This is a genomic window from Stenotrophomonas sp. STEN008 (assembly GCF_056760435.1).
In genome coordinates, this window is record NZ_JBRRET010000002.1 from 197,421 (window position 1) to 222,694 (window position 25,274).

A 25,274-nucleotide genomic window follows, 5' to 3' on the forward strand; every position below is an offset into this window, starting at 1 on the left:
TCCGGAGACCCCTCGCATGGACCGTTTGCTTTCCCGGATGTTGCTGCTGCTGGCCGCGCTGATCGCGCTGCCCGCCGCTGCGGCCGATGCCAACTGGTGGCAGGCCGAATGGAAATACCGCAAGCCGATCACGATCGACGCAGGCCCGCAGGGTGCCGGTCTGGCAGGCGACCCCGGTCGAACCCCGCTGCTGCTGCGCCTGCATACGGGCAACTTCGGTTTCGACGGCACCCAGGATGCCGGCAGCGATCTGCGTTTCGTGTCGGCGGACGGGCGCACCGTGCTGGCGCACCAGATCGAACAGTTCGACCCGGCGCTGGGGCTGGCCCTGGTGTGGGTGGATGTGCCGGCCGTCAGCGCCGCCGCACCTCAGACGATCTGGATGTACTACGGCAACGACAAGGCGCCGGCCAGTGGGAATGGACAGCAGGTATTCGATCCGGACTACACGCTGGTCTACCACTTCGCCGACGCCAATGCCCCGGCACGTGACACCACGGCCTACGGCAACAATGCGGGCGCAGTGGTGCCGGCCGCCGAAGGTTCGGTGATCGGTCGCGGCGTGCAGTTCGCCGGCACTGCGCTGCCGCTGCCAGCCAGTGCTTCGCTGGCGCAGGAGGCCGGCGCGCCATTGACCGTGTCCGCGTGGATCAAGCCGGGTGCACAGAACGCGGCGCAGGCCATCTACGCCCGTCGCGATGGCAGCGCGGAACTGCTGCTGGGCATCGACAACCGGGTGCCGTTCGTGCAGCTCAATGGCCAGCGCAGCACGCCTGCGCAGCCGATTCCCGAGGGACAGTGGGCGCATCTGGCGCTGACGGCGGAGAAGGGGTCGCTGCAGCTGTATCTCAATGGCCACGTGGTGGCGCAGCTCAGCGGCGAACTTCCCGCCATGTCGACCGCAGCGGTGGTGGGCGCTGATGCGCCGGGTGCCGAGCAACCGCTGGCCGGCTTCGACGGTGCGCTGGATGAACTGCGGATTTCTCGCGTTGCGCGCCCGGCGGCGCTGCTGCTGGCCGATGCCACCGCGCAGGGCGCTGACTCACGCCTGATCAGCTATGGCGCCGATGAGCAGTCCACGGGCCAGAGTCACTTCGGCTTCATCCTGAAGGCGATGCCGTTCGATGCCTGGGTGGTGGTGGCCATCCTCGGCCTGATGATGTTGATGTCGTGGGCGATCATGATCGCCAAGAGCCGTCACTTCGGCCGCACCGGCAAGGCCAATGCGGTGTTCACTGATGCTTTCGGCAAGCTGGCCGGCGTGCCGCTGCGCACGCTCTCGGACATGGACCGGCAGGGCCAGGCACCGGCGGCCATGCGCGACGGTTCACTGTGGCGCATCTACCAGGTGGCCATCGATGAGATGCAGCAACGCCACCAGCGCGACGGCAACGGCGGCTATCTGAGCGCGGCGACCATCGCGGCGATCCGCGCATCGATGGATGCGGTGATGGTGCGCGAGCAGGAGGCGATGTCGCGTCGCATGAACTGGCTGTCCACCACCATCGAAGGCGCGCCCTATGTGGGCCTGTTCGGTACGGTGATCGGCATCATGCTGGTGTTCGTGGTCGCGGCGATGGCCGGTGCGGTGGACATCAACTCGGTCGCGCCGGGCATGGCGGCGGCCTTGCTGTGTACGGCCGCCGGCCTCGGCGTCGCGATCCCGGCACTGTTCGGCTACAACTGGCTGGGCGCACGCGCCGAGGCCATCGGTGCCGACATGGCCGTGTTCATCGACGAATTCGCCGCCCGCCTGGCTGAAGAGCAGGACGGGCGCGGCCCGGCCACGGTGCAGGGCTGAGGAGCGCGTCATGGCCCAGAAGGCGAAGTTCGGCATCAAGAAGCGCGAGAAGGGCATCAACGTGACGCCCTTCGTCGATGTGCTGCTGGTGGTGCTGGTGATCTTCATCCTCACCAGCAACGCCTCCATTCCCGGCATCGAGGTCAACCTGCCGAAGGCCAGCAACAGTGTGGCGCTGGAGAAGCCCAAGACCAAGGCGATCACCATCGATCCCAGCGGCCAGGTGTTCCTTGACGCCTACCCGGTGACGATGGCCGAGCTGGAGGACCGCCTGCGGACAGAGCGTGCGACCTCGCCGGACTTCCCGGTAATCGTGCGTGGCGACGCCCAGGTGCAGTACGCGCGCGTGGTCGAGGTGCTGGATCTGCTGCGGCGGCTGGAACTGGCCCAGGTTGGCCTGGTCACCGGCAAGGCACAGGGCTGAGGCATGACCGGCCCTCATTCCCCACGGCCGGAGCCCGGCATGCGTGACCGCCCGCTGCTGGTGACCGTCGCGCTGGTGCTGGCGGCGCTGCTGGTAGTGGGCGCCGTGCTGTGGTGGCTGCTGTTCAAGGACACGGCCAGCACCCGCCGCCCCGTGGTGCAGCCGCCGATGCTGGCGTTGCCACCCCCGCCGCCACCCCCACCGCCGCCGCCTGAGAAGCCCCCCGAACCGGAGACCCCGCCGGAGGAGACCCTGCCCGAGCCGGAGCCGCTGGATCAGCCGACCCCGGCCGAGGAGCCGACGCCGACGCCGGACAACGCCGACCCGGTGACCATGAACGCCGACGCGCAGGCGGGCGGTGACAACTTCGGCATCCAGGCGGGCAGTGGCGGCGGCGCGTCCGGTACCGGTCGCGGTGGTGCCGGCAATGCCACCTATGGCCGCTATCTGGGTTACCTGATGCAGCAGGCGATTGTGCGCGATGCGCGGGTCAAGCGCCTGGCCTTCCAGTTGCAGGTGAACGTGTGGCTGGCGCCGGATGGGCGCCTGGAGAAAGTAGAGCTGGTGCGCGGCAGCGGCAATGAAGAGGCCGACGCCGCCGTGCTCGACGCGCTGCGCCAGATCGGCCGGGTGGACCAGCCGCCGCCACCTTCACTGGACTTCCCCGCGCGCGTGCTTGTGCAGGGCCGCAGGCCGGGGGCGTGAACCGTGATTTCCCCGATTTTCCTTCTTCCGATGAGAACCGTGATGAACAACCACGTCCGCGCTCGAACCGACTCCCGCCCGTCGCGGCCGGCCCGACGGGCGCTGCTGTGCTGCGCTGTGCTGCTCAGCCTGGCGGCGCCGGCCGGTGCAATGGCTGCTGAGACCACCATGATCAAGCTGATCAAAGGCCTGATGGCCACTGGCGCGCTCAAGCCCGAGGACGGCCAGGCGCTGCTGGTGCAGGCCGAAGCCGAGGCAGCAGCAGCCCAGCGCGGTGCTGCCGGTGCTGCATCGGCCAGCAGTGGAGGCATCGCGCTTGAGGCGGGCGATGTGCGTGTGCCCTATGTGCCGCAGAGTGTCCGTGATGGCATCCGCGACGAAGTGCGCCAGGACGTAATGGCGCAGGCGAAGGCGGAGGGCTGGGCGGCGCCGAATGAGGTCGCCGAATGGACACAGCGCATCAAGGTGACCGGGGACGTGCGTGTGCGCAGCGAGTCGCGCTTCTATGGCGATGACAACAGCGGCATCGTCAGCAACTGGGCCGCGGTCAATGCGGGCAGTGGATTCGACACCAACACCAATACCAACCTGCAGCTGCCGCCCTTGCTCAACACCCGACAGGACCGCCGTAACCTGTGGCGCATCCGCGCCCGCCTGGGGGTCGAGGCCATGATCGGCGATCACACCACCGCTGGCATCCGACTGGCCAGCGGCAGCAGCAATGGCCCGGTGTCCACCACCGAGCAGCTGGGGGGCGGCCTGAGCAAGAAGGACGTGTGGCTCGACCAGGCGTGGCTGGCCTACAGTCCGGCCGACTGGCTGACCGTGCGTGGTGGCCGTTTCGGCAATCCGTTCTGGAGCAGCGACACCCTGTTCTCCAACGATCTGAACTTCGATGGACTTGCCGCCAACCTGAAGTACGGGTTCGGCGACGGCGATCTGGACCTGTTCGGCACCCTTGCCGTGGCGCCGCTGGAGTACACCTCGGACAGCCTGCAGAGCCGCAGCGGAGAGAAGTCGCCGAACGAGAACAAATGGCTGTCCGGCGCGCAGGCTGGTGTGAACTGGCGCTTCAACGACGACAACGCACTGCGGGCCGCACTGGGCTACTACGACTTCAAGAACATCAGCGGTCGGCTGTCCTCGCCCTGTGCCCTGTACTCCGGCGCCGTCGGCTGCGACACCGACTGGTCGCGCCCGGCGTTCATGCAGAAGGGCAACACCCTGATGCTGATCCGCGACATCGCGCTCAATCCGATGGATCCGGCCGGCACGCCGACGCCGCAGTATGTCGGCCTGGCGTCCGCCTTCCGCCTGGCCACGCTGAACCTGCGTTGGGATACCCGGCTGGCGCAGGACATCGGACTGCGCCTGGAAGGTGACTTCATCCGCAACCTGGCGTACGACACGCGGGCGATGTTCCGCCGCGCGAACAACGGCATCGTCAACAATTTCGGTGCGGGTGACGCTCCCGGCATCGATACGTTCCGCAGCGGCGACACCGCGTGGATGCTGCAGGCAACGTTCGGCGCCATCGATCTGAAGGAGAAGGGGCAGTGGCAGGCACTGCTGGGCTACAAGCGGATCGAGGCCGATGCGCTGCCGGATGCCTACAACGATCCGAACTTCCATCTGGGTGGCACCAACGCGCGCGGCTATTACGTGGGTGGTGCCTATGCGTTGGACGCGCGCAGCTGGATCAGCGGCAAGTGGATGGCTGCCAAGGCGGTGTCGGGCCCGCCGCTGGCGATCGATGTGTTCCAGCTGGAGTTCAACACCGGCTTCTGAGCCGCCAGCGATGACGGGCCGGCACGAAACGTGGCGGGGGTGCAGCGATGCGCCCGTCTAGGGAAAGGAGACCACGCGTGGCAACAAGGAGGAGTGTGATGAGCCGTCGCAAGCTGTTCGAAAATCCCGGGACGTCCAGCCAGATGCTGGGCATCGGTCCGGCCTATGTCTCGGTGGAGGGCCTGCGCCAGCACCTGGCCGAGTTCCTGCTGTACGCCGGCCGCCCGGTGGTGATCATGCGCGGGCGCAGCGAGGTGGGCTATTTCCTGCCGTCCCGCTGCTGGCGCCAGCGTGACGACGATCCGCTGGCGGCCGCCGCGGCCAACCAGATGCTGGATGCCGCGGGTTTCCAGGCCGAGGACATCCAGCAGGTGGAGCGGGAGTTCAACGCGATGCGCCGGCGCACCGTGCTGCATCCCCGCCGCTAGCACTTTCCGGGAGCGGCGTTCTGGCCGCGTTCGCTGGTGATGCGCGCCCCTTCGCGCATCACCAGGGTGACCGGGGTCTTCTCGACCACCTCCAGCAGGCGCTGCCACTGGGCATCGTCCAGCGCGGCGCTGGCATGCAGTATGCGGTGCACATGGAAACGACCATCAGGATCGCGCTCCGAGCGCAGTTCGGCATGGAACTCACCCAGCTCCCAGCCCTTGCGCTGGGCGTACATGCGCAGGGTGATGGCGGTGCAGGCGGCCAGTGAGGCCAGGTACAGGTCGAACGGGGCGAATCCCTTGCCCTGGCCACCCAGCGAGGCCGGCTCGTCGGCGTTGACATCGAAGGTGCCGTTGCTGATGTGGTGCAGGTAGTTGTCAGCCGTCGAGACAATGCGTGCGTAGGCCATGGGCTTCTCCTGTGCGGGGGATGTGGGGCCGGATCAGGCGCGGTGCCGCGCGGCCATCACCGGTGATGATCGGGTGGCAGGGCTATCGTGACAATGGGACTGACGATCCCGGGAGTGGCGGGTGCCGTGGTGCGGGCTGGGCGTGATGGGGTGCCGCGCCCTACAATCACGTCCCGGACCGTCGCCATCACGCCCATCATTCCCCGGTCCGGCCTGGCACCTATGTCTCCCAATGCCCTGGCGCTGGTCGAGCTGTTGATCCGCGAGCGCCGTGCGTTGTCACGCTTCATCGCGCGCTACCTGGACCCGGCCAGCACCGAGGACACCCTGCAGAACCTGTACCTGAAGGCCAGCAGCGTGCCCGGCGATCCGCCGATCCTTGAACCGCGCGGTTACCTGTACCGCATGGCGTACCACCACGCCCTCAACCGCAGCCAGGCCGACGCACGCGAACGGCGGGCGATGGCCGAGTACGCGTGCGAGGTCGGCGATGCCGTTGGTGGTGAGCAACAGGCGCTGGACCAGGCGCAGCTGCGCGAGATCACCCGGACCATCCTTGCGCTGCCGCCGCAGGTGCGGGAGTGTTTCGTGCTCAACCGCTACCTGGGCCTGAGCGAGCGTGAGATCGCCGCCCGCCTGGGCATTTCCAAGAGCCTGGTCGGCAAGCATGTGCTGCGCGCGGCAATGCTGATCCAGCAGCACCAGCAGGGCGCACGCCGATGACCCGCAATTACCGTGGGCAGAGGCCGCCCGCCCTTGTCACAACAGTCACGCGCACCGGTTCGTGGTGCGACAGGCTACGACCATGACCACGTCCGAACCCTCGCCGCGACAGGCCAGGCATGCGTTGCGCTGGGTGATCCGGTGCAGTGCAGGCCCGTTGCCGGACCGGCAGCAGCGGGCCCTGCAGCGATGGCTGCAGGCCGATCCGCGCCATGCCTTGGCCTGGCGCCGCCAGCAGGCATTCTGGGACGGCCTGGACGCGGCTGGGCCGGAGGTGCTGGCCGCACTGCCGGCACTGACCTCCGATCGCCAGGGCCTGCGCCCGATCGCCCCGCGCAGGCGCCTGTCCTGGTGGTGGGCCAGCGTGGCCGCGGTGGTGCTGGCGGTCCCAGCCCTCCCCGGGGTCGCATTGTGGGCGCGCAGCGATCTGCGTAGCGGCGATGCACCCCGTGTGGTGCAACTGGAGGATGGCAGCACGATCGTGCTGGATGCCCGCACCGCGCTGGCCGTCGCATTCGATGGGGATCAGCGGCAACTGCGGCTGCTGCGCGGCCAGGCGTGGTTCCGGGTCGCGCATGAAGCGCGGCCGTTCCGGGTCGAGGCCGGCGGTGGTCTGGTGCGCGACATCGGTACCGCGTTCAGCGTTTCGTTGCAGGACGCGGTGGTGACCGCCCAGGTCAGCGAAGGGGTAGTGGACGTACATCCCGGTGATGGCAGCCTGCAACGGCTGCATGCAGGGCAGGCACGCGCGTTCCGTGACGGACGCTGGCTGCAGCCGGTGAGCAGCCTCGCCAGCGACGCGGTGGCACCCTGGCGGCGCGGTGAGGTTGCCATCGACGATCTGAGCGCGGCACAGGCCATCGAACGGTTGGCGCGCTATCGGGCCGCACCGGTCTGGGTGCTGGGGACAAAAGCGGAGCAGATCCGCGTCAGTGGCCTGTTCCATCTGCGCCAGCCGGACCCGGCCATCACCGCAGTGGCGGCCCAGGCGGGCCTGCGCGTGCAGCGGCTGCCGGGTGGCGCGCTGGTGGTCTGGTGATGCCGGCAGGGTTTAGATCGCGATGAAAAAAGCCTGAAAAAAGCGTGGGCAGCCTGCAGCGTGCGCTGTCTATAGAGGTACAGCCAGAGCGAAACACCGTTTTTCCTCAAGCCAGACACACCACCGGCAGCAGCTGTGCCCGTGGTTTCCCCACGCTTGAGGAGTTCCGTCCATGCCGTCCACGGCGTCTGCCTGTCACCGTCGCGCCACCACACTGGCCCTGGCCATCTGCACCGCACTGCTGCCGCTGGCCCGGGTGCCGGCCGCGCAGGCGCAACCCAGCACAGCGGCGGCGCTGCGCCAGTACGCCATCCCGGAGCAGTCGCTGGCAGACGCGGTACGCGCGTTCGGGCGCCAGGCCGATGCGCAGGTGGTGTTCCGCAGCCACCTGGTCGAAGGGCGTCGTTCCAGCGCAGTGCAGGGCCAGTACAGCCAGATGCAGGCGCTGCAGCGGCTGCTGCAGGGCAGTGGGGTGCGTGCCCAGCGAGGCCTGGATGGCACCTGGAGCCTGCGCGCCGCGGCGGACGCAGCGCAGGCATCGGCCGAGGGGGAAGGGGTGCGGGTGACCGATACGCTGGACGTCGCCGGTCGCCTGCAGCCGGAAGGCGGCGAAGCGCGCGATCGCCGTGGCTATGACGACGTGTTCGCGCTGGACCTGACCACGGTGTATTCGGGGCGGGACCGGGTGGAGCGCTTCCGCGGCGCCAACCCGGCCGACGTGGTCAAGGATCTGGTCGGCGTTTTCAGCGGCGATGCGCGCAACAGCGGCGCGCTGGACATCAACATCCGCGGCATCCAGGGGCCGGGGCGGGTGCCGGTGAGCATTGACGGCGGTGAACAGGCCCTCACGGTCTGGCGGGGCTACAACGGCGTCAGCAACCGCAACTACATCGATCCCAACCTGATCGGTGGCATCCAGGTCATCAAGGGGCCCGGCCTGGTGCGTGACGTGCACAGCGGCATCGGCGGCGCGCTGGTCATCAGGACCATCGACATCGATGACGTCGTGCCGGCGGGCGAACGCTTCGGCGGGGAGCTGAAGATAGAAGGCAGCAGCAACGCGGTGGCGCCACGCCTGCCACGCCTCCACAGCGGCGAGGACTACCGGACGGTGCCGGGCTTCCCGCAGGGGTCGCCGAACTCGCCCTATGACGACCGCACCCTGGTGGTGCCGGTGCAGTCGCGCAGCGGCAACACTCCATTCGATGGCGAGGACCAGGCGTGGCGACTGGCGCTGGGCCTGCGCGGCGAGACGGTGGACGTGATGGCGGCCTATGCCTGGCGCCGGCGTGGCAACTATTTCTCCGGCAGCCAGGGCAGCGACTACTACGACCAGGACCCACGCGAGCAGTACGAGTACCAGGGCATCGACTACATCACCACGCTGGCCCGCTACTTCAAGCCGGGTGATGAAGTGCCCAATACGTCGAGTGAACAGGAGTCGTGGCTGCTCAAGGCGACGTGGCAGATCAATGACGACCAGCAGCTGAAGGCGAGCTGGCGGCACACGCTCTCGCACTACGGCGAGATCATGCCTTCGCGCATCCTGTCGGCGCCGGACTACGGCCGCATCCAGTGGCCGTTGAGCCGCGTCGACTCGGATGCCTGGAACCTGGAGTATCGCTGGCAGCCGGCCGGCAGCCGCTGGCTGGATCTGTATGCCAATCTGTGGCGCACCGAGACCGACAGCGATACCTATACCGCGGGCGGCTTCCCCAACTTCGCGCCGGGCAATCCGCAATGGGACCCTGAAGCCAGCCCGATCCTGCGCAACACCGCTCTGGCCAACGCGCGCAACGATCGCACCGGCCTGACGGTCAGCAACCGCTTCGCGTTGCACTCCAGCCTCGACCTGACCGTAGGGGGCAACTGGCAGTACGAGAGCCTGGGTTCGCGCGATCCGTACTTCGGCACCACTGATGGCTGGCGCATGTTTCCGCGTGCCGGCCGCCGCCAGGAGGGCGAGGGCTACCTCAACCTGGAATGGCGTCCGCTCGATGTCCTCACCCTCAACGCCGGCGTCCGCTACAGCCGCTACTGGGCCTTCGACGACTTCCTCGACGCGCACCCGGAGCTTCTGACCAAGGGGGTGGGCAGCAAGCAGGCCACCTATCGGGTCAACGAGCTGCCCGAGCGACCGGCCAGCCTTCAGGCAGAGATCGATGCGCTGGAAGCAGAACGCGAGTTCTGGGAGAGCATCGGCATGGGCTCGGTGATCGATGATTCGATCCGGGGACTGCTGGCCTATTACGAAACACCGCAGGCAGTGGAGCACAACATCGCGTGGCTGCCCGACGCCAACGGCAACTATGCCCGTTCCACCAACCCGTGCCTCAACGGCGAGGTGGCTGCGATCCCGGGCGTGCTGCCGTTGTTCGCCGGCAGCGACCTGGTCTGCAGCATCGGCAACACCGTGCAGGCGCGGCCGGTGGATGGCAGCAACCGGCGCCAGCGCGATCACGCGTGGCTGCCCACCGTCTCGGCGACGGCGCATCTGTCGCCTGCCGCGCGCATCTACCTGCGCTACAGCGAAGCAGTGCGTTTCCCGAGCATGTTCGAAAGCACCATCGCCTTCTCCAGCAGCCTCAACCCGCTGTATGACCTCAAGCCGGAGCATGCCTACAACTACGAGCTGGGTTACGTGCACGACCTGTCGGCGCTGTTCGGAAACACCGCCGATGCCGACGTCAAGCTGGCCTATTACGTGCACAAGACCCGCAACGTGATCGAGCGCGATGCCTACTTCCTGTTCGACAACATCGACAAGCAGACCATCCGCGGCATCGAACTGCAGGCGCGCTTCGACAACCGCCGCTTCTTCACCGATCTGGGCATCGCCCGCACGCTGGAGAACGAGGTCTGCGACGAGAGCAGTGCCGTGCTGCTGGATGCCAACCGTGGCCTGGTCCCGAACTGCGTGCAGGACGGGTTCGTCAGCGGCTACCTGCTGACCCAGGCGATTCCGAAGCTGTCGGTCAACGCGTCGCTGGGCACGCGCCTGCTCGACGAACGACTGGAGCTGGGCAGCCGCATCATCCACTACCGGCGCCACGAAAACCCGGACCTGCAGGCCTACCGCGACCGGTTGCTGGCAGGTGGCAGCAGCCTGCTCTGGCAGAACGTGCCGTTCACCTGGGGAAACATCACCACGGTGGATGCGTATGCGCGCTGGCGCTTCAACGAGCACGCCAGCGTGGAGCTGGTCGGCAGCAATCTCGGCAACCGCTACTACGTCGACCCGGCCACGCGGTCCACGCTGCCGGCGCCGGGCCGCACCCTCAAGCTGGGCATCACCGCACGCTTCTGAACACCTGCATTCAAGCGTTGTACCCGTAGTTCCCTCAACCCAAGGAGCAACACCATGAAAATGATCTCCCGTTCCGTCCTGGCGGTCGCCGCCTCCTTCGCCCTGGCCGGCGCGGCGCAGGCAGCCGACATCGTCGGTGCGGCCAGCCCGGTGACCGATGCCGAGCTGTATGTCGCCGTCGGTGATTCCCAGGTCAACGGTGGCCCGCACTCGGCCGGCAAGGCCGGTATCGGCGTCGGCACCGTGTCCAACGCCCGTCGCGTCGATTTCCAGGGCCTGGCCAGCTATTCGGTGCCGACCACCATCAATGGCACCACCGTACGCACGCTGGCCATGCCGATCACCGGTGCGCCGGGCAGCCACTCGGGCATGGGCCACTTCAACTTCGTCAAGGTCGGCAGTGGCGATGTCTGGTTCGGTGAATGGTCCAAGGACGGCGCCGCAGGTGGCTTCAACAACCGCCAGGTGTACTTCGTCGGCGACCGTGCCGGCACCACCCTGCCGGCCGGCGTGGCCACCTACAGCGTGGCTGGCCTGAACAAGTTCAACGGCAGCAACCTGCTCAGCGGCACCTTCCGCGCCAACTTCGGCACCGGCACTCTGCTGGGCGGCCTCAGCGGCGGTGGCCTGTCGGTCAACATCAACGCCACCATCAACAGCGCCACCGCCTCGTTCGCAGGCGCGGCCACCGCCAACGGTTCGGTCAGTGGCACCACCCAGGGCCAGTTCTTCGGTGCCAATGCCGCCACCCTGGCCGGTATCGCCACCTTCGCCGGCAACAGCCAGTACGACACCGCCTTCGGCGGCAGCAAGAACTGATCGCCACGCCCCTGACGGGGCAGGGCAGGGACAAGCCGCGATCCGCCAGTCCCTGCTTCGGCCCGCTGCATCGCTTCACACCGGATCGACCATGCGCCTCCCTCTTTTCTGCCTCCTTCTGCTGGCGCTGACCGCCACGGCGCACGCCCAGCAGGACGACCTGCGCCGCGTGCTGGAGCAGGGCAACGACGTGCGCCATCAACGCCAAGACCAGCAGCGGCTGCAACGGGCCGAACCGGATCGGCCGACCGTCACCCTCGATGGCCGGACCCTGCGCGTGGAGCGCACGGTCGACGACCTGGGCCAGGCGCTGTACCTGTCGTTGCAGCACCAGCAATGGCCCGCCGCGCAGGCCTTCCTGCACGAGTACATTGAACTTCCCGGCCATGACCCGCTGCTGCGCCACTACGCGCAGGGCGCGCTGGCGCGGGTTGCGGGCGAGCATCATCGCGCGGCCCTTGAGTACGAGGCCCTGCTGGCCCGGCAGCCGGATTTCCTGCCTGCGCGGCTTGAACTGGCGCGGGTCTACGCCGAGGACCAGCGTGACCGGGAGGCGACGTCGCTGTTCACCGCGATCGCCGCCGACATCGATGACCGCGACCCTGCCACCGCCGGCGTGCGCGGCCGGGTGCAGGGGTATCTGCAGGCGCTACAGGCGCGGCGGCGCTGGAAGGGCGCACTGTCCGCCGGACCTGCATGGAGCGACAACATCAACCGCAGTTCGGCCAGCCGCACCTGCCTGTTCGGCGTGGGCGAGGACTGCATCATCGAGCGCAGGTTGCCCGATGCCCAGCGCGCACCGGGGGTGGACTACGACGGCAGCCTGGAACGCCGCTGGGCACTGGCCGGCCACCACGGCCTGTATGTGCGCGGGTTGGCCTTCGGCCAGGCATGGAAAGACAACCGCGCCTACAACGAACTCAACGCCACTGTGCAGGTGGGCTACAGCTGGCGCAGTGCGCGGCACACCCTGCTGCTGGCCCCCGGCTACGACTATCAGGCACTGGGCAACCGTACCCTGCAGGGCGCCGCAGGCGCGCATGCGGAATGGCAATACGCACTGGACCCGCGCAGCCTGCTGAAGCTGGAGGCGGACTGGAAGCGCCAGCGCTATCGGCAACCGGGGCTGGCCGACAACTACGATGGCGCGATGGGAGCACTGTACGCCACCTGGTTCCGTGCGCTCACTGCGCGCTGGACCGTCTTCGCCGGCATCGATCTGGCCGACAGCGGGGCGGCCGACGCGGCCAATGCCTATCGCCAGCGCGGCCTGCGCGTCGGCGCGGCGCGGCAGTGGAGCGGCACGACTGCCACGCTGTTCCTTTCGCTGCGCGAGCGCAGCTACGATGCCTGGAGTCCGCTGCTGGAAGCGCGCCGGCACGACGACGAGCAGAACCTCATCGCGCTGGTACGCAGCGAACGGCTGGCGGTGGCAGGCCTGGTGCCCAGCCTGAGCCTGCGCTACACCCGCATCGACAGCAATGTGGACTGGCTGTACAGCCATGACCGCAGCCTGCTGAGCCTGAAATGGGAGCGTGCGTTCTGACCGCGGGCCGGGCACACAGCGTATTTGGCCGAGGTGAATGCGATCTCGCTGTTGTCTTCATCCGTCATCACGCGTTCTTGTAGGGCAACTCGCGCATCCTGCGGGCATTGCGGCCGGATGGGCCGCGCGTGTCAGGGAGTACAGCGTGCTGGAGTCGGGCGATGAACGGGAGGGGCTGCAGGGGTTGCGGGTGCTGGTGGCCGAAGATGAATTCGCCATTGCGATGTTCCTGGCCGACTATCTGCAGCTGAAGGGCGCGCACGTCGTGGGCCCGGCCGGTGACCTGCGCGAGTTGGCGCGCCTGGTCGATGATCACCCGATCGACGTCGCCCTGCTGGACATCAACCTGGGAGGTGAGCAGGTGTACCCGCTGGCCGACCGCCTGTCCGAGGCGGGGACGCCGTTCCTGCTGACCTCCGGTTACGACGACAACCTGCCGAGCCGCTTCGCCAGCGCGCCGCGCTGCCCCAAGCCCTACCATATCGACGCGTTGGCCCGGCAGCTGGCCGGACTGGTCGCCGCACCGCGGGCTGCTGCGGGCAAGGTCTGACTGCGCGGCATGGGCCGGCGATTGGATACCGCTGCTCCCTCGTCCGTGCGCGGCACAGCACCTCCGGCGCATCGTCTGGGTGGACTGCATGACGGCATGGATGCGCGCATCGCGCGCCATGACTGGTCAGGGACGCCGCTTGGCCCGACTGGGCGGTGGCCGGCGCATCTGCGCGCCACCGTGGACATGATGCTGGCTCATGGGTTTCCCATGATCATCCTGTGGGGCCAGGAGCTCATCCAGCTCTACAACGACGGCTATGCCGAGATCCTTGCCGACAAGCATCCCGCTGGCCTGGGGCAGCCCACCCGCGACTGCTGGCCCGAGGTCTGGCACATCAACGGGCCGATCTACGACCGGGTCTGGCAGGGTGAGACCGTCACGTTCGAGGACAAGTTGTACCCGCTGGCCCGGCAGGGCCGGCTGGAGGACGTCTGGTTCACCATCACCTACAGCCCGCTCCGCGGCGAGGAAGGGCAGGTGGGCGGTGTGCTGGTCACCATGTTCGAGACCACGGCAGCGCACGTGGCACAGGCCGCGCGTGAGCGCGAGGAGCGGCGGCGGCAGGAGAGCGACCGGCGCCTGGCGCTGGTGTTCAAGGTATTGCCGGTCGGCCTGTGCATTGTCGATGCGCAGGGGCGGATGCAGCTGTCGAACGACCAGATGCGCGCCTATCTTCCCAGCAGCCAGGTGCCCTCGGCCGATCCGGTCAACCAGCACCGATGGCAGGGCTGGCATGCCGATGGCAGCCCGATCGCACCCGAGGATTTCGCCATCGCACGGGCCCTGCGCGGAGAAACCGTGGTGCCCGGACTGGAGTTCCAGTTCACCCACGATGATGGGTGTGTCCGCTGGACGCGGGTCGCGGCGGCGCCGCTGCGAGATGTCGACGGCGAGGTGACCGGCGTGTTCGCCATCGCGGTGGACATCGATGATCTCAAGCGTGCCACCGAGCGGCAGGCGGTATTGCTGGCCGAGCTGCAGCACCGCGTGCGCAACATCATGGCCACGATCCACGCCATCGCCTGGCGCACACGCGAGTCGGTCGACAGCGTGGACGAGTACGCTGACCGCCTGTGCGCACGCCTCATGTCGCTTTCTCGCACGCAGACCCTGCTCACCCGCAGCGCCAATGCCGGGGTGAGCCTGCGTGGCATGCTGGACCAGGAGATCGCGGTGCAGGGACACGCGCCCGACGGATTCCTTCTGCAGGGCGAGGAGGACGTGCTGCTGCCGCCCAAGGCGGCCGAGGTGCTGTCGCTGGCGGTCCATGAACTGGCCAGCAACGCGCTCACGCACGGCGCATCGGTGCACAGCGATACGCGGATCGAGGTGTCCTGGTCGGTGCAGGACATCGACGGTGAAGCCTGGCTGGACCTGCACTGGTGCGAGCGGCGCGCGGTGAACGACGACTGGATCGTCCCTTCGCATCGCGGGCTGGGTCGGGCGCTGGTCGAACAGCGCATTCCCTACGAGCTTGGCGGTAGCGGCGAACTTGCGTTCTCACCCCAGGGCGTGGATGCGTGGATCCGCTTGCCGCTGCGCGAGCGCGACAGCCTGCTGCAGACCGATGCCACCTCCAGCCTGTCGCCGCCGCGTGGGTAGCGCCTGCGTTCCTTCAATGGCTGGCCGGGTCAGTGCGTGGCGGCTGCGCCGATCAGGGTGCAGGCGAGCGCCATCGCGACCGGTACCGCCAGATGACGCGTCGCCAGCGCGGTGCCCGTGGTCATCAGCGAAGCCAGGGCAATGCCGAGCGCGAGCACCGGCTGGCCCTGCAGGAACTGGTGGATGCAGCCGGCGCATCCAGCGACGGCCAGGCCAACGGCGAAGCAGACATGGAGCAGGGAGGCAGCATGCATGGGGGGGTCCTCGCGGTGATGCCGTGGGTAGCGGCCGGCGCCGGGGCAAGTTGAGCCGCGATCTTCCATTCCAACGAATGGATCACATTGTGTGCGCGCCACGGTTACGGCGGGCGACCTAGGGTGGTGCTGCAGAAACATTCGAAACCCGTACGAGGAGGCAGCGATGGCACGAACGATTCCCGAGGGGACGCTGGTGGTGGTGGCCGATGGTGGTTCGGCCCGGGTGTTCACCAATGTCGGCAGCGCGCAGCAGCTCACGCTGAAGCAGGAGGGCGAACTGCGGCTGCAGGACATCAGCGAGACGGGCGTCTCCGGGCAGGGCCCGGCCGGTGCCGTTCCCAAGGACATGTCCATCGCCCAGCTCAACGAAGCCACCTTCGCCAAGCAGGTGGCCGAACAGCTCAACGAGGATGCGCTCAACAGCCGCTATGCCCACCTGCTGCTGGTGGCCGACCCCACCACGCTCGGACGGATCCGTCCGCTGCTGCACAAGGAGACGCAGGCACGGTTGCTGGGCGACATCGCCAAGGACCTGACCAACGCGCCGCTGGCAGACATCCAGCGCAGCCTGGCGGGGTAACCTCGGTGCCCTTCATGCGCACGCACCTGTCCAGCGAGCCGTCACGCGCCGAAGTGGAGGCGCGCGACGGCTGGCAGCTGCTGGAATTCGGTGCGCCCTGGTGCGGCCATTGCCAGGCGGCACAGCCGGCGCTGCAGGAGGTCGTGGAAGCACATGATCTGGCGCACTGGAAGATCGAGGATGGGAAAGGGCGGGCGCTCGGGCGCTCGTTCCAGGTGAAGCTGTGGCCCACGGTGATCCTGCTGCACGACGGCCGGGAAGTGGCACGCGTGGTGCGTCCGCGCGTGCGTGCCGATCTCGCCGCGCTGGAGGGCGCGCTGCCCGACTGAGGGCACGCTGCACCGGGGACTGCGGCCGCACTGCAGCATGCGATGCACGGGCACTGGTGCTAGCATCGGTACACCATCTGAATCGATCCAAATGCCGATGCCCACGCTGGACCGTCGTCTCCTGATCGCCTTCGCCGCCACCGCCATGCTCGCCTCCGGCGCGGCCTGGGCAGCGCCTTCGAAGTCCGCCGCCGACAAGGCGTATGCCTCGGTGGACCCCTTCATCGGTACCGGTGGTGAAGGGCATACCTACCCCGGCGCGACGATACCCTTCGGCATGGTCCAGCTCAGCCCGGACACGCGCATCCAGCCGCGTGAGAAGGCTTACGGCTGGGCCGCCGGATACCGTTATGACGACAGCAGCATCGTCGGCTTTTCGCACACCCACTTCTCCGGCACCGGGCATTCTGATCTCGGCGACATCCTGGTGATGCCGTTCACCGGAAACCCGGGATTGGAACGCGGCGACCCCGAACGGCCCGGCAGCGGCTATGCGTCGCGCTTCCGCCATGACGACGAAAAGGCCGAACCGGGCTACTACGCGGTGACCCTGGACGATTACAAGGTGCGCGCCGAACTGACCACCAGCGCCCGGGTCGGTGTGCATCGCTACGCCTTCCCCAAGGGCGTCGATGCCAAGGTACTGCTGGACATGCGGACCAGCATGTACGACTACCCGGGCAAGGTGCTGTGGTCGCGGGTGCGGGTGCGTACGGACGGCACCATCACCGGTTTCCGCGAGACCCGCGGCTGGGCGCCGGGGCGCCAGCTGTATTTCGCCATGCGCTTCTCGCAACCGTTGGCAGGCCATGCGCTGCACAACACCGAGCAGGACATCGTGTACAAGGGCTTCCCGCCGCCGGGTGAGAAAGATCCGGCACAGCGCGCACAGATCGAAGGCCGCCAGCTGGTCGGCACGTTCGATTTCGGCAGGCTGGATGCTCCGCTGGTGGTGAAGGTGGCGATCTCGCCCGTGAGCGAGGCCGGTGCGATCGCCAACCTGGATGCCGAGGTCGCCGACTTCGACTTCGACCGCGTGCGTGCGCAGGCCCGGCAGGAATGGACGCAGGCACTATCGGTGCTGGACATCGATGCGCCGGAGCATGCGCGGCGTAGCGCCTACACCGCCCTGTACCACACGATGCTGGGGCCGACGCTGTTCATGGATGTGGATGGCCAGTATCGCGGCCCCGACAACGCCGTGCATGTCGCCAAGGGGTATGCCCACTATTCCACGTTCTCGTTGTGGGACACCTACCGGGCGCTGCATCCGCTGCTGACTCTGGTGCAGCCGGAAAAACGCAACAGCGACTTCATCAACTCGATGCTGGCTCACCACGAACACAGCCCGTACGGCATGCTCCCGGTGTGGTCGTTCCACGGCCTGGAAGACTGGTGCATGATCGGTTACCACGCGGTGCCGGTCATCGCCGACGCCTATGTGAAGGGCATCCGCGGCTTCGACGCCGCAAAGGCGCTCGACGCGATGGTGGAGACCGCCAATTACGGTCCCTACGACGGCATCGCGCAGTACCGTGAGCTGGGGTATGTGCCCATCGATGAAGAGGGCGAAGCGGCCAGCAAGACCCTGGAATACGCGTTCGACGACTGGACCATCGCGCGCATGGCGCAGGCGATGGGCAGGAGCGAGATCGCGGCGACATTCGACAAGCGTGCGGCGAACTGGCGCAATGCCTTCGACAAGGACACCGGCTTCATGCGTGCCCGCAAGCGCGACGGCAGTTTCCGCACCCCGTTCGATCCCAGCGCCAGCGGCTACGGCACCGACTACACCGAGGGCAATGCCTGGCAGTACTCGTGGTACGTCCCGCAGGACGTGGCGGGCCTGGCTGCCGCGCATGGCGGCAGCGACCGGCTGCTGGCGAGGCTGGACGAGGTGTTCAACGCCACGGTCGATCCGGCGGTCTTCGAGCACATGGAAGACATCACCGGCCTGATCGGCTGGTATGCGCATGGCAACGAGCCCAGCCATCACGTTGCGTACCTCTACGCCTACGCTGGTCAGCCCTGGCGCACGCAGGCGCGCCTGAAGCAGATCATGGAGACCCAGTACGCCGACCGTCCCGATGGCCTGGCCGGCAACGATGACGTGGGCCAGATGTCGGCGTGGTACGTGTTCACCGCGCTGGGCTTCTATCCGGTGGCGCCGGGCTCGGGGGAGTACATCCTGGGCCGCCCGTTCCTGCCAAGGACCGCCATGCGCCTGCCCAACGGCAGGACCTTCACCATCGTGGCCGAGGGGCTGGATGACAGGCACACCTATGTGGGCAGTGTGTCCCTGAACGGCAAACCGCTGCAGCGCACCTTCCTGCGCCACGACGAGATCATGGCCGGGGGCGAGCTGCGCTTCACCATGCAGGCCGAGCCGAACAGGGACTGGCCCGGGCAGGGCGCGCAGGCGCCGTACTCGATGTCAACGCCGTAACGGTAGCGCCGGGCCATGCCCGGCGGCTTTGCTGTCACACCATCCCGCCATTGGCTCGCAGCACCTGGCCATTGATCCAGCCGCCGTCGGTTCCAGCCAGGAAAGCCACCGCGCCGGCGATGTCGTCCGGCGTGCCCAGCCGCTCCAGCGGATTCATCTGCGCCAGGCGCTCGATCAGTTCCGGCGACTTGCCCTCCAGGAACAGGTCGGTCGCGGTCGGGCCGGGTGCCACGGCATTGACCGTGATGCCACGGCCACGCAGCTCCTTGCTGAGTATCGCCGTCAGGGTTTCCACGGCCGCCTTGCCTGCGGCGTATACACCGTAGTTCTCCAGCTTGAGGCCGACCACGCTGGTGGACAGCGCGACGATGCGGCCGCCGTCGCGGACGCGTCGCGCGCTCTCGCGCAGCACGTTGAAGGCGCCCTTGAGATTGATGGCGGTGACCCGATCGAACAACGCGTCGTCGGTGGCTGACAGCGGCGCAAGCTGCAGCACTCCGGCACTGTTGACCACCACATCGATGCCCTCGAATCGAGCCTCGACGGCATCGAACAAGCGGCTCACCGCCTGCGGATCGGCCACGTCGGCCTGCAGCGCAATGGCTTGGCCGCCGGCGGAGGCCAGCTCGGCGGCCAGGGCATCAGCCTCTTCGCGGCGGCCGGCATAGTTGATCGCAACCGCATGGCCGTCGGCCGCCAGCCGACGCGAGATCGCGGCGCCGATGCCGCGGGAGCCGCCGGTGACCAGGGCGACGGTACGGGGAGAGGAGCTGGACATGAAGGCTTCCTTCGAAGACGCGCCCGCGTGGCGCCCCATCATCTTGCTGGTTCCTGCCGCCCGGATAATCATGGAGAATCCGACAACATCATCCGGATGTTCGAACAATGGATCGATTCACCGCCCTGCGCGCTTTTGTCCGTATCGTCGAACGTCGCAGCTTCACCCGCGCTGCAGAGGACCTGGGGCTGCCGAGGGCCACGGTGACCGACGCGATCAAGGCGCTGGAGCGGCGGCTGGGGGTGAGGCTGTTGCACAGGACCACGCGACGGGTGGTGCCGACCCTCGAGGGCGAAGCCTTCTATGGCCGCTGCCTGCGCCTGATCGCCGACATGGACGATGCCGAAGCCGCATTCCGTGATGTCCCGCCGCGCGGCACGCTGCGCATCGAAGTGCACGGAACGCTTGGTCGGCACCTGTTGTTTCCGCACCTGCCCGAGTTCCTGCAGCGCTATCCCGACATCGAGCTGGACGTGAGCGAGGGGGATCGCTACGTGGATCTGCTGCGCGAAGGCGTGGATGCCGCGCTTCGGGTCGGCACCCTGGCCGACAGCGATCTGGTCGCGCGGCGCCTGGCACTGCTGCGCGAAGTCACCGTTGCCTCACCGTCCTACGTGGGTTCGCATGGGCTGCCGGACAGTATCGACGCGCTGCTGTCCGGTCATCGGATGGTCGGTTTCCGTTCCGGTGCCAGCGGACAGTTGATTCCTCTGGAGTTCCAGCAGGCCGGGCAGGTGCGCCATGTGCCTCTGCCGGCAACCGTGCGGGTATCCGGCGCAGATGCCTTCCTGGGGGCGGCACTGGCGGGGCTCGGCATCATCCAGGCGCCGCGCTACCGGCTGGATCCCTATATCGAACGTGGTCAGTTGCTGGAGTTGCTGGCGGAATCGCCGCCCACACCCAGCCCGTTGAGCCTGGTTCACCCGCGCAACCGCACGCCGTCGCCGCGGTTGCGGGTATTCATCGACTGGATTGCCGGCGTGTTTGCGCCGGACCGCTAGCGCCCGGCAGGGCCAGCTCGAACACGGTGCCCGATGCGTCGGAGACCACGCTCACCGATCCACCATGGGCCTGCACGATGGCGCGGGTGATCGCCAATCCCAGCCCGGCGCCCTCGTGCCGGCCGCGCTCGCCGCGGAAGAACCGGTCGAACAAGCGGGGCAGTGCCTGCATGGGAATCGACGGACCGAGGTTGTGGACAGCAATCCGGCTCATGGGCCCGGTGCCGTCCAGCCGCACCACGATCTCCGTACCCGGCGTGGCGTGCTGCAGGGCGTTGGAAAGCAGGTTGGCGACCGCCCGGTGCAGCATCAGGCGGTTGCCGTTGGCTTCTGCGCTGCCTTCCCGCCGCAGCGTGAGCTGGCGCTCCTCGGCCAGCAGATCGTAGAACTCCAGCAGCGCATCGACCATCGCATCCAGCGCCACCCCCTCGCGCGAGGGCAGGGCGCCGGGTGCTTCGGCCTGGGCCAGATAGAGCAGATCGCCCACGGTCTGTGCCAGCCGTTGCAGCTCTTCCGCGCAGGAGAGCAGCGTCTCGCGATAGGACTCGTTGCTGCGGGGATGCGCGAGCACCACCTGCACCTGGGTCAGCATGTTGGTGATCGGCGTACGCAGTTCGTGGGCGAGGTCTCCGGAGAACCCGCTGAGGCGCTCGAAGTCCTGTTGCAGCCGCGCCAGCATCCCGTTCAGGCTCTGCGCCAGCTGTTCCAGTTCGACGGGCACGTGCTCGGCCGTGAGCCGGCGCTGCAGTCGTCCGGCGGTGATATGGCGGGCCTCGTCGGCCAGCGTGCGCAGTGGGCGCAGCGTCTGCCGCACGACGTAGCCCCCCAGCAGGCTGCTGGCCACCGCAGCAGCGACCAGAGCGACGGCCAGCAGGTGGCGGAAGCGCTGCAGGAAGTCGGCATGGCGCGCATCGTCGATCGCCAGCAGGGTGGCCAGGCTGCTGCCATCGGCCAGCGTCTGCCGCAGATTGAGGGCGTGCAGGCGGCTTCCGTCGGCCAGCGTCCAGTCATGGCGGCGCGGTTCAGTGTCGGCGGGTTGGGTCCGCGCATGCGCGCGCAAGGCCTCCGGCGCGGTGGAGAAGAGCACGCCGCCCTGCTCATCGACGATGTGGAAGGCGATATCGGGATGGTGGCGCAGCGCATCGCCCAGGCGCTGGGCGCGCTCATCGGACGTGCCGCTGCCGGCGAGGTCGGCGATCAACGCGGCCTTGTTCTCCAGTTCGGCGAAATCCTGTGCGACCAGATCATGGCGCGCGCTCAGATAGATCGCCACGCCCAGTGCAGCCAGCACCAGCGTACCGACCGTGGCGAACAGCACGGTGAGGCGGACGGCAATGGAGCGTCGCAGGCTCATTGCGGTTGCGCTGCTTCGACCTCGGGTGCCTCCAGCACGTAGCCCATCCCGCGCACGGTGACCACCAGCTTTTCGGCGAAGCCATCGTCGATCTTGGCGCGCAGGCGGCGTATCGCCACATCGATGACATTGGTGTCGCTGTCGAAATTCATGTCCCACACCTGCGAGGCGATCAACGAGCGTGGCAGGACCTCGCCGCGCCGTCGTGCCAGCAGCTCCAGCAGCGCGTATTCCTTCGGGCTCAGTGTGATGCGCTGGCCACCGCGCTCCACGCGCCGGCGAAGCGTATCCACCACCAGATCGGCGACGACGATGCGGTCAGGCTGAGACTGGCCCTGGCCGCGTCGCAGCAGGGTACGCACGCGTGCCAGCAGCTCGGCGAAGGCGAAAGGTTTGGCCAGGTAATCATCGGCACCCAGTTCCAGCCCCTGCACGCGGTCGGCAATGCTGCTGCGCGCCGACAGGAACAGCACCGGCACCTGCCACCCCGCATCGCGCAGGCGCGACAGGACGTTCCAGCCATCGAGACCGGGCAGCATCACATCGAGGATGACCAGCTGGTACTCGCCGCCTGCCGCCAGATGCAGGCCGTCCACGCCGTCGCAGGCGAGATCGACCACGTAGCCCGCTTCGATCAGGCCCTGTCGCAGGTAATTGCCGGTCTTGGGCTCGTCTTCGACGATCAGCAGCTTCATCGTGGGCATGCCGGCCCGCGCAGCGCCGCCCTCATGCCAGCGGGTCCAGCGTGCCGAGCACGGCCACGCAGGCCAGTACCAGCAGCCCGAGTGCGGCCTCGAAGGTGAGGCTGTGACGCAGCGAGCGCAGCGGGCGGAACTGCCAGCCGCCACGGATGGCGGTGGCGAGTGCCGGCACCAGCCGCCAGCGGTGCAGCGCGGCCAGGCCGAGCATGCCCGCGACCAGGGCCAGCTTGAACAGCAGCCAGCGCCCGTGCGCGGTGTTGAACAGGGTCTGCAGCGAGCCCTGCAGATCCACGTAGGTATAGGTGCCGGTCATCGCCAGCAGGGCCACGATTACCGTACCGGGCAGGGCGAAACCATGCGCCACCTGCCAGAGTTCATGGGTGCGTTCACGCAGGGAAGGGCCCTGGGTGCGCAGGGCCAGATGCAGCACCGCGGCGATCGCGCCGACCCATGCGCCTGCGGCGAGCAGGTGGACGGTCCCGGCCGCCAGGCGCAGCGCACCGCGGATGCCGTCGCCGGCGGCGGCGTGGCCGTTCCAGGCCAGGCTTGCCAGGGCGACCGCCGAGAGCGGCAGCAGGATGACACGGCGTGCCCCGGCCACTTTCGCGCTTGCGGCAAGCAGCGGCAGCATTGCCAGCAGCGCCAGCGCACGCACCAGTGCGGCTTCGCCGACCGGTGTGGCGGTGGTGAACCATGCGACGGTCGCTTGATCGACCGCGGCAAGCGGAAGCCCCAGCACGCCTGTCACCCGCACCGCCGCGTCCAGCAGCACGACTGCCAGCGCGATCACGGCCAGTGGCAGGAAGATGCGACGCGCAGGCGCAGGGCGGATGAACAGCATCCTGCCGAACAGCAGCATCAAGGCCAGGTACAACGCCAGCCGCAGGGCATAGGGAGACAGTTCGATCACCACCGCAGCTTACTTCACGCTGAAACGATAGTCGCCGGTGACGGGGTGGCTGTCCTGGCCGACGGCGCGCCACTGCAGGCGATAGTCTCCGGCAGGCAGCGGCTTGGCGAAACTCACGACCAGCCGGTGACCATCGTCCGACACCTGCTGGGAAAGGGCAGGCATCGCCATCAGGGTGCGGCCATGGGCCATGCTCAGTTCGATGCGGGTGGCGCGCGGCATCACCCGCTCGCTGAAGGTCAGCTCGATGCGGTTGGCAGGCGCGACGCTGGCATCGGCGGCGGGCGTTGCCTTCACCAGGCTGGGGTGTGCAAGGGCCAGCGGAGCGGCGGCGACGCCCGGCAGCAGCAGGAGCAGAGCGGCGGAGCGGCGGAGCGAAGACGACATGGTGGGTGCCTGCAGGAATGGGGCGCTCAGGCTGACGGCGGGCACCTTTCGTGGCCCTGACCCGGACATTACCGATCTGTCAGGTTGGCCGGTGCCGGGCCGACCCGCCCTTCCCATCATCGGCGCGCGCGTGGGCAGGCACGCAGGGCGCGGCGCCGCTGGAATGCCGGCAGCACAGCGGTGCCCGCCGGCTGAACAGCGCCCGAGTCGAAACCTGAACACGTCGCTGCAGCGCTATAACTATACAGGATATCCGGTATAGTTAATTCACCCCCTTTTGCCCAGGTTCGTTCCCATGGCCTTGTCCCAGCCCCTGGCCGATGCTCCGGCTCTGTCCCGTGCCCGGCGCTGGTCGCTGTTGTTCACGGTGGCCGCCGGCCTGCTGCTGGTGACGCTGGACAACTCGGTGCTGTACACGGCGCTGCCCACGCTGACGGCAGAACTTTCCGCCAGCGCGGGTCAGGCGCTGTGGATCATCAATGCCTATCCACTGGTGATGGCTGGCCTGCTGCTCGGTGCGGGCACGCTGGGCGACCGCATCGGTCACCGTCGCATGTTCCTGATCGGCCTGGTGGTCTTCGGCGTGGCTTCGCTGGCGGCAGCGTTCTCTGTCACCGCAGCGCAGTTGATCGCTGCCCGTGCGCTGCTCGCCGTGGGCGCCGCGGCGATGATGCCGGCCACGCTCGCGCTGATCGGCCTCAGCTTCCATGAAGAGCGTGAGCGCAACATCGCCATCGCGATCTGGGGCTCGGTGGCGATCGTCGGCGCCGCACTCGGACCGATCATCGGTGGCTGGCTGCTGCAGCATTTCTGGTGGGGATCGGTGTTCCTGGTCAACGTGCCGGTGGTGATCGTGGCCTTCGTCGCGACGCTGCTGCTGGCGCCGGAGGGGCAGCGCGACACGTCCCGGCCGTGGGATCTGCTGTCCTCGCTGCTGGCGCTGGCGGCGCTGTCGGGGCTGGTGCTGGCGATCAAATCGCTGATCGCCACGCCGCCTTCCTATGGCCTCGGCGCGGCGGCATCGGTGCTGGCGCTGGCGGCGGGCGCCGCGTTTGCCCGCCGCCAGCAGCGCCTGCCGCATCCACTGCTGGACTTCGCGATCTTCCGCAATCCGGCATTCCTGGCCGGTACGCTGTCTGCGGTGTTCACCCTGTTTGCGATGGCGGGCCTGCAACTGCTGACCACCCAGCGTTTCCAGCTGGTCGCCGGATTCACGCCATTGCAGGCGGGCCTGCTGGTATCGGTGGCGGGGCGGGGGCGCCCGCCCCCCCCCCCGGAGGGCCGGCGCCACCAAAACAACCAAGCCCAGACGCCCCGAGAAGAGAGCCGCCAAGGCGCCGGGGGGCAGGGGGTAGGGGGGGTGGGGGGGGGGGTTTAGGACAGCGA

At 68.0% G+C, this 25,274-nt stretch carries 23 protein-coding genes and 1 pseudogene; 17 read left to right on the forward strand and 7 right to left on the reverse strand.

Features of this window, described 5'->3' with window-relative positions; translation table 11 throughout:
• Positions 1 to 16: 16 nt before the first annotated feature.
• The 5 genes from ACVOME_RS01890 (at position 17) to ACVOME_RS01910 (ending at position 5,146) form a co-directional block, all read left to right on the forward strand.
• A complete protein-coding gene (locus ACVOME_RS01890) occupies positions 17 to 1,801 on the forward strand; it encodes a DUF2341 domain-containing protein (RefSeq protein ID WP_481504646.1) in 1,785 nt (594 codons plus the stop codon).
• 10 nt (positions 1,802 to 1,811) lie between these two features.
• Positions 1,812 to 2,225 carry an ExbD/TolR family protein gene (locus tag ACVOME_RS01895; protein WP_053516303.1) on the forward strand — a complete coding sequence of 138 codons (414 nt, stop codon included), beginning with the start codon at positions 1,812 to 1,814 and terminating at the stop codon, positions 2,223 to 2,225.
• Between the two features lie 39 nt (positions 2,226 to 2,264).
• Positions 2,265 to 2,930: a TonB family protein gene (locus tag ACVOME_RS01900; RefSeq protein ID WP_481504647.1), complete on the forward strand. Its 666-nt coding sequence runs from the start codon at positions 2,265 to 2,267 to the stop codon at positions 2,928 to 2,930.
• A 42-nt stretch (positions 2,931 to 2,972) separates the two neighbouring features.
• A complete protein-coding gene (locus ACVOME_RS01905; RefSeq protein WP_481504648.1) occupies positions 2,973 to 4,718 on the forward strand; it encodes a putative porin in 1,746 nt (581 codons plus the stop codon).
• 98 nt (positions 4,719 to 4,816) lie between these two features.
• Entirely contained in the window at positions 4,817 to 5,146 is a 330-nt protein-coding gene (locus ACVOME_RS01910; RefSeq protein WP_065182343.1) for a hypothetical protein, read from the forward strand.
• On the opposite strand, the gene ACVOME_RS01915 is transcribed toward ACVOME_RS01910, so the two are convergent.
• Positions 5,143 to 5,556 (reverse strand): OsmC family protein, encoded by a 414-nt coding sequence (locus tag ACVOME_RS01915; protein WP_065182342.1) that lies wholly within the window; start codon positions 5,554 to 5,556, stop codon positions 5,143 to 5,145. The genes ACVOME_RS01910 and ACVOME_RS01915 overlap by 4 nt on opposite strands.
• A gap of 222 nt (positions 5,557 to 5,778) precedes the next feature.
• Between ACVOME_RS01915 and ACVOME_RS01920 the strand changes: the two genes are divergently transcribed.
• The 7 genes from ACVOME_RS01920 (at position 5,779) to ACVOME_RS01950 (ending at position 15,145) form a co-directional block, all read left to right on the forward strand.
• On the forward strand, positions 5,779 to 6,279 hold the full coding sequence (locus ACVOME_RS01920; protein ID WP_053516292.1) for an RNA polymerase sigma factor: 501 nt from the start codon (positions 5,779 to 5,781) through the stop codon (positions 6,277 to 6,279).
• A gap of 82 nt (positions 6,280 to 6,361) precedes the next feature.
• On the forward strand, positions 6,362 to 7,318 hold the full coding sequence (locus tag ACVOME_RS01925) for a FecR family protein (RefSeq protein WP_346475128.1): 957 nt from the start codon (positions 6,362 to 6,364) through the stop codon (positions 7,316 to 7,318).
• 172 nt (positions 7,319 to 7,490) lie between these two features.
• Positions 7,491 to 10,625: a TonB-dependent receptor gene (locus ACVOME_RS01930; protein WP_481504649.1), complete on the forward strand. Its 3,135-nt coding sequence runs from the start codon at positions 7,491 to 7,493 to the stop codon at positions 10,623 to 10,625.
• A gap of 54 nt (positions 10,626 to 10,679) precedes the next feature.
• The gene (locus ACVOME_RS01935) at positions 10,680 to 11,444 is read left to right on the forward strand and encodes a Slam-dependent surface lipoprotein (RefSeq protein ID WP_065182339.1); all 765 of its coding nucleotides are present in this window, start codon (positions 10,680 to 10,682) and stop codon (positions 11,442 to 11,444) included.
• A 91-nt stretch (positions 11,445 to 11,535) separates the two neighbouring features.
• A complete protein-coding gene (locus tag ACVOME_RS01940; protein ID WP_481504650.1) occupies positions 11,536 to 12,990 on the forward strand; it encodes a surface lipoprotein assembly modifier in 1,455 nt (484 codons plus the stop codon).
• A 145-nt stretch (positions 12,991 to 13,135) separates the two neighbouring features.
• The gene (locus ACVOME_RS01945) at positions 13,136 to 13,540 is read left to right on the forward strand and encodes a response regulator (protein ID WP_065176179.1); all 405 of its coding nucleotides are present in this window, start codon (positions 13,136 to 13,138) and stop codon (positions 13,538 to 13,540) included.
• A gap of 9 nt (positions 13,541 to 13,549) precedes the next feature.
• The gene (locus tag ACVOME_RS01950) at positions 13,550 to 15,145 is read left to right on the forward strand and encodes a sensor histidine kinase (RefSeq protein WP_481504651.1); all 1,596 of its coding nucleotides are present in this window, start codon (positions 13,550 to 13,552) and stop codon (positions 15,143 to 15,145) included.
• A 29-nt stretch (positions 15,146 to 15,174) separates the two neighbouring features.
• Here ACVOME_RS01950 and ACVOME_RS01955 read toward each other — a convergent pair whose 3' ends face one another.
• Positions 15,175 to 15,399: a hypothetical protein gene (locus ACVOME_RS01955; RefSeq protein ID WP_053516280.1), complete on the reverse strand. Its 225-nt coding sequence runs from the start codon at positions 15,397 to 15,399 to the stop codon at positions 15,175 to 15,177.
• A 166-nt stretch (positions 15,400 to 15,565) separates the two neighbouring features.
• Between ACVOME_RS01955 and ACVOME_RS01960 the strand changes: the two genes are divergently transcribed.
• The 3 genes from ACVOME_RS01960 to ACVOME_RS01970 all read left to right on the forward strand — a co-directional run bounded on the left by ACVOME_RS01960 (position 15,566) and on the right by ACVOME_RS01970 (position 18,757).
• Positions 15,566 to 15,982, forward strand: a complete 417-nt coding sequence (locus ACVOME_RS01960; protein WP_481504652.1) for a baeRF12 domain-containing protein — start codon at positions 15,566 to 15,568, stop codon at positions 15,980 to 15,982.
• A gap of 5 nt (positions 15,983 to 15,987) precedes the next feature.
• Positions 15,988 to 16,311, forward strand: a complete 324-nt coding sequence (locus ACVOME_RS01965; protein ID WP_053516275.1) for a thioredoxin family protein — start codon at positions 15,988 to 15,990, stop codon at positions 16,309 to 16,311.
• Positions 16,312 to 16,402: 91 nt separating this feature from the next.
• Positions 16,403 to 18,757 carry a GH92 family glycosyl hydrolase gene (locus ACVOME_RS01970; RefSeq protein ID WP_481504653.1) on the forward strand — a complete coding sequence of 785 codons (2,355 nt, stop codon included), beginning with the start codon at positions 16,403 to 16,405 and terminating at the stop codon, positions 18,755 to 18,757.
• 34 nt (positions 18,758 to 18,791) lie between these two features.
• Here the strand turns inward: ACVOME_RS01970 and ACVOME_RS01975 are convergent, their stop codons facing one another.
• Positions 18,792 to 19,535 (reverse strand): SDR family oxidoreductase, encoded by a 744-nt coding sequence (locus ACVOME_RS01975; protein WP_481504654.1) that lies wholly within the window; start codon positions 19,533 to 19,535, stop codon positions 18,792 to 18,794.
• Between the two features lie 107 nt (positions 19,536 to 19,642).
• Between ACVOME_RS01975 and ACVOME_RS01980 the strand changes: the two genes are divergently transcribed.
• Positions 19,643 to 20,536: a LysR family transcriptional regulator gene (locus tag ACVOME_RS01980; RefSeq protein WP_065176182.1), complete on the forward strand. Its 894-nt coding sequence runs from the start codon at positions 19,643 to 19,645 to the stop codon at positions 20,534 to 20,536.
• On the opposite strand, the gene ACVOME_RS01985 is transcribed toward ACVOME_RS01980, so the two are convergent.
• The 4 genes from ACVOME_RS01985 to copC are packed head-to-tail and all read right to left on the reverse strand — an operon-like array spanning position 20,496 to position 23,888.
• Positions 20,496 to 21,890 (reverse strand): heavy metal sensor histidine kinase, encoded by a 1,395-nt coding sequence (locus ACVOME_RS01985; protein ID WP_262218201.1) that lies wholly within the window; start codon positions 21,888 to 21,890, stop codon positions 20,496 to 20,498. The genes ACVOME_RS01980 and ACVOME_RS01985 overlap by 41 nt on opposite strands.
• Positions 21,887 to 22,585, reverse strand: a complete 699-nt coding sequence (locus tag ACVOME_RS01990; RefSeq protein WP_263174407.1) for a heavy metal response regulator transcription factor — start codon at positions 22,583 to 22,585, stop codon at positions 21,887 to 21,889. Before ACVOME_RS01990 ends, ACVOME_RS01985 begins: the two co-directional genes overlap by 4 nt.
• A 31-nt stretch (positions 22,586 to 22,616) precedes the next feature.
• Entirely contained in the window at positions 22,617 to 23,501 is an 885-nt protein-coding gene (copD, locus tag ACVOME_RS01995; protein WP_111187011.1) for a copper homeostasis membrane protein CopD, read from the reverse strand.
• 9 nt (positions 23,502 to 23,510) lie between these two features.
• On the reverse strand, positions 23,511 to 23,888 hold the full coding sequence (gene copC / locus ACVOME_RS02000; RefSeq protein ID WP_053516266.1) for a copper homeostasis periplasmic binding protein CopC: 378 nt from the start codon (positions 23,886 to 23,888) through the stop codon (positions 23,511 to 23,513).
• Between the two features lie 295 nt (positions 23,889 to 24,183).
• Between copC and ACVOME_RS02005 the strand changes: the two are divergent.
• Positions 24,184 to 25,147: pseudogene (locus ACVOME_RS02005) on the forward strand (MFS transporter); the annotation flags it as partial.
• Positions 25,148 to 25,274: the final 127 nt, after the last annotated feature.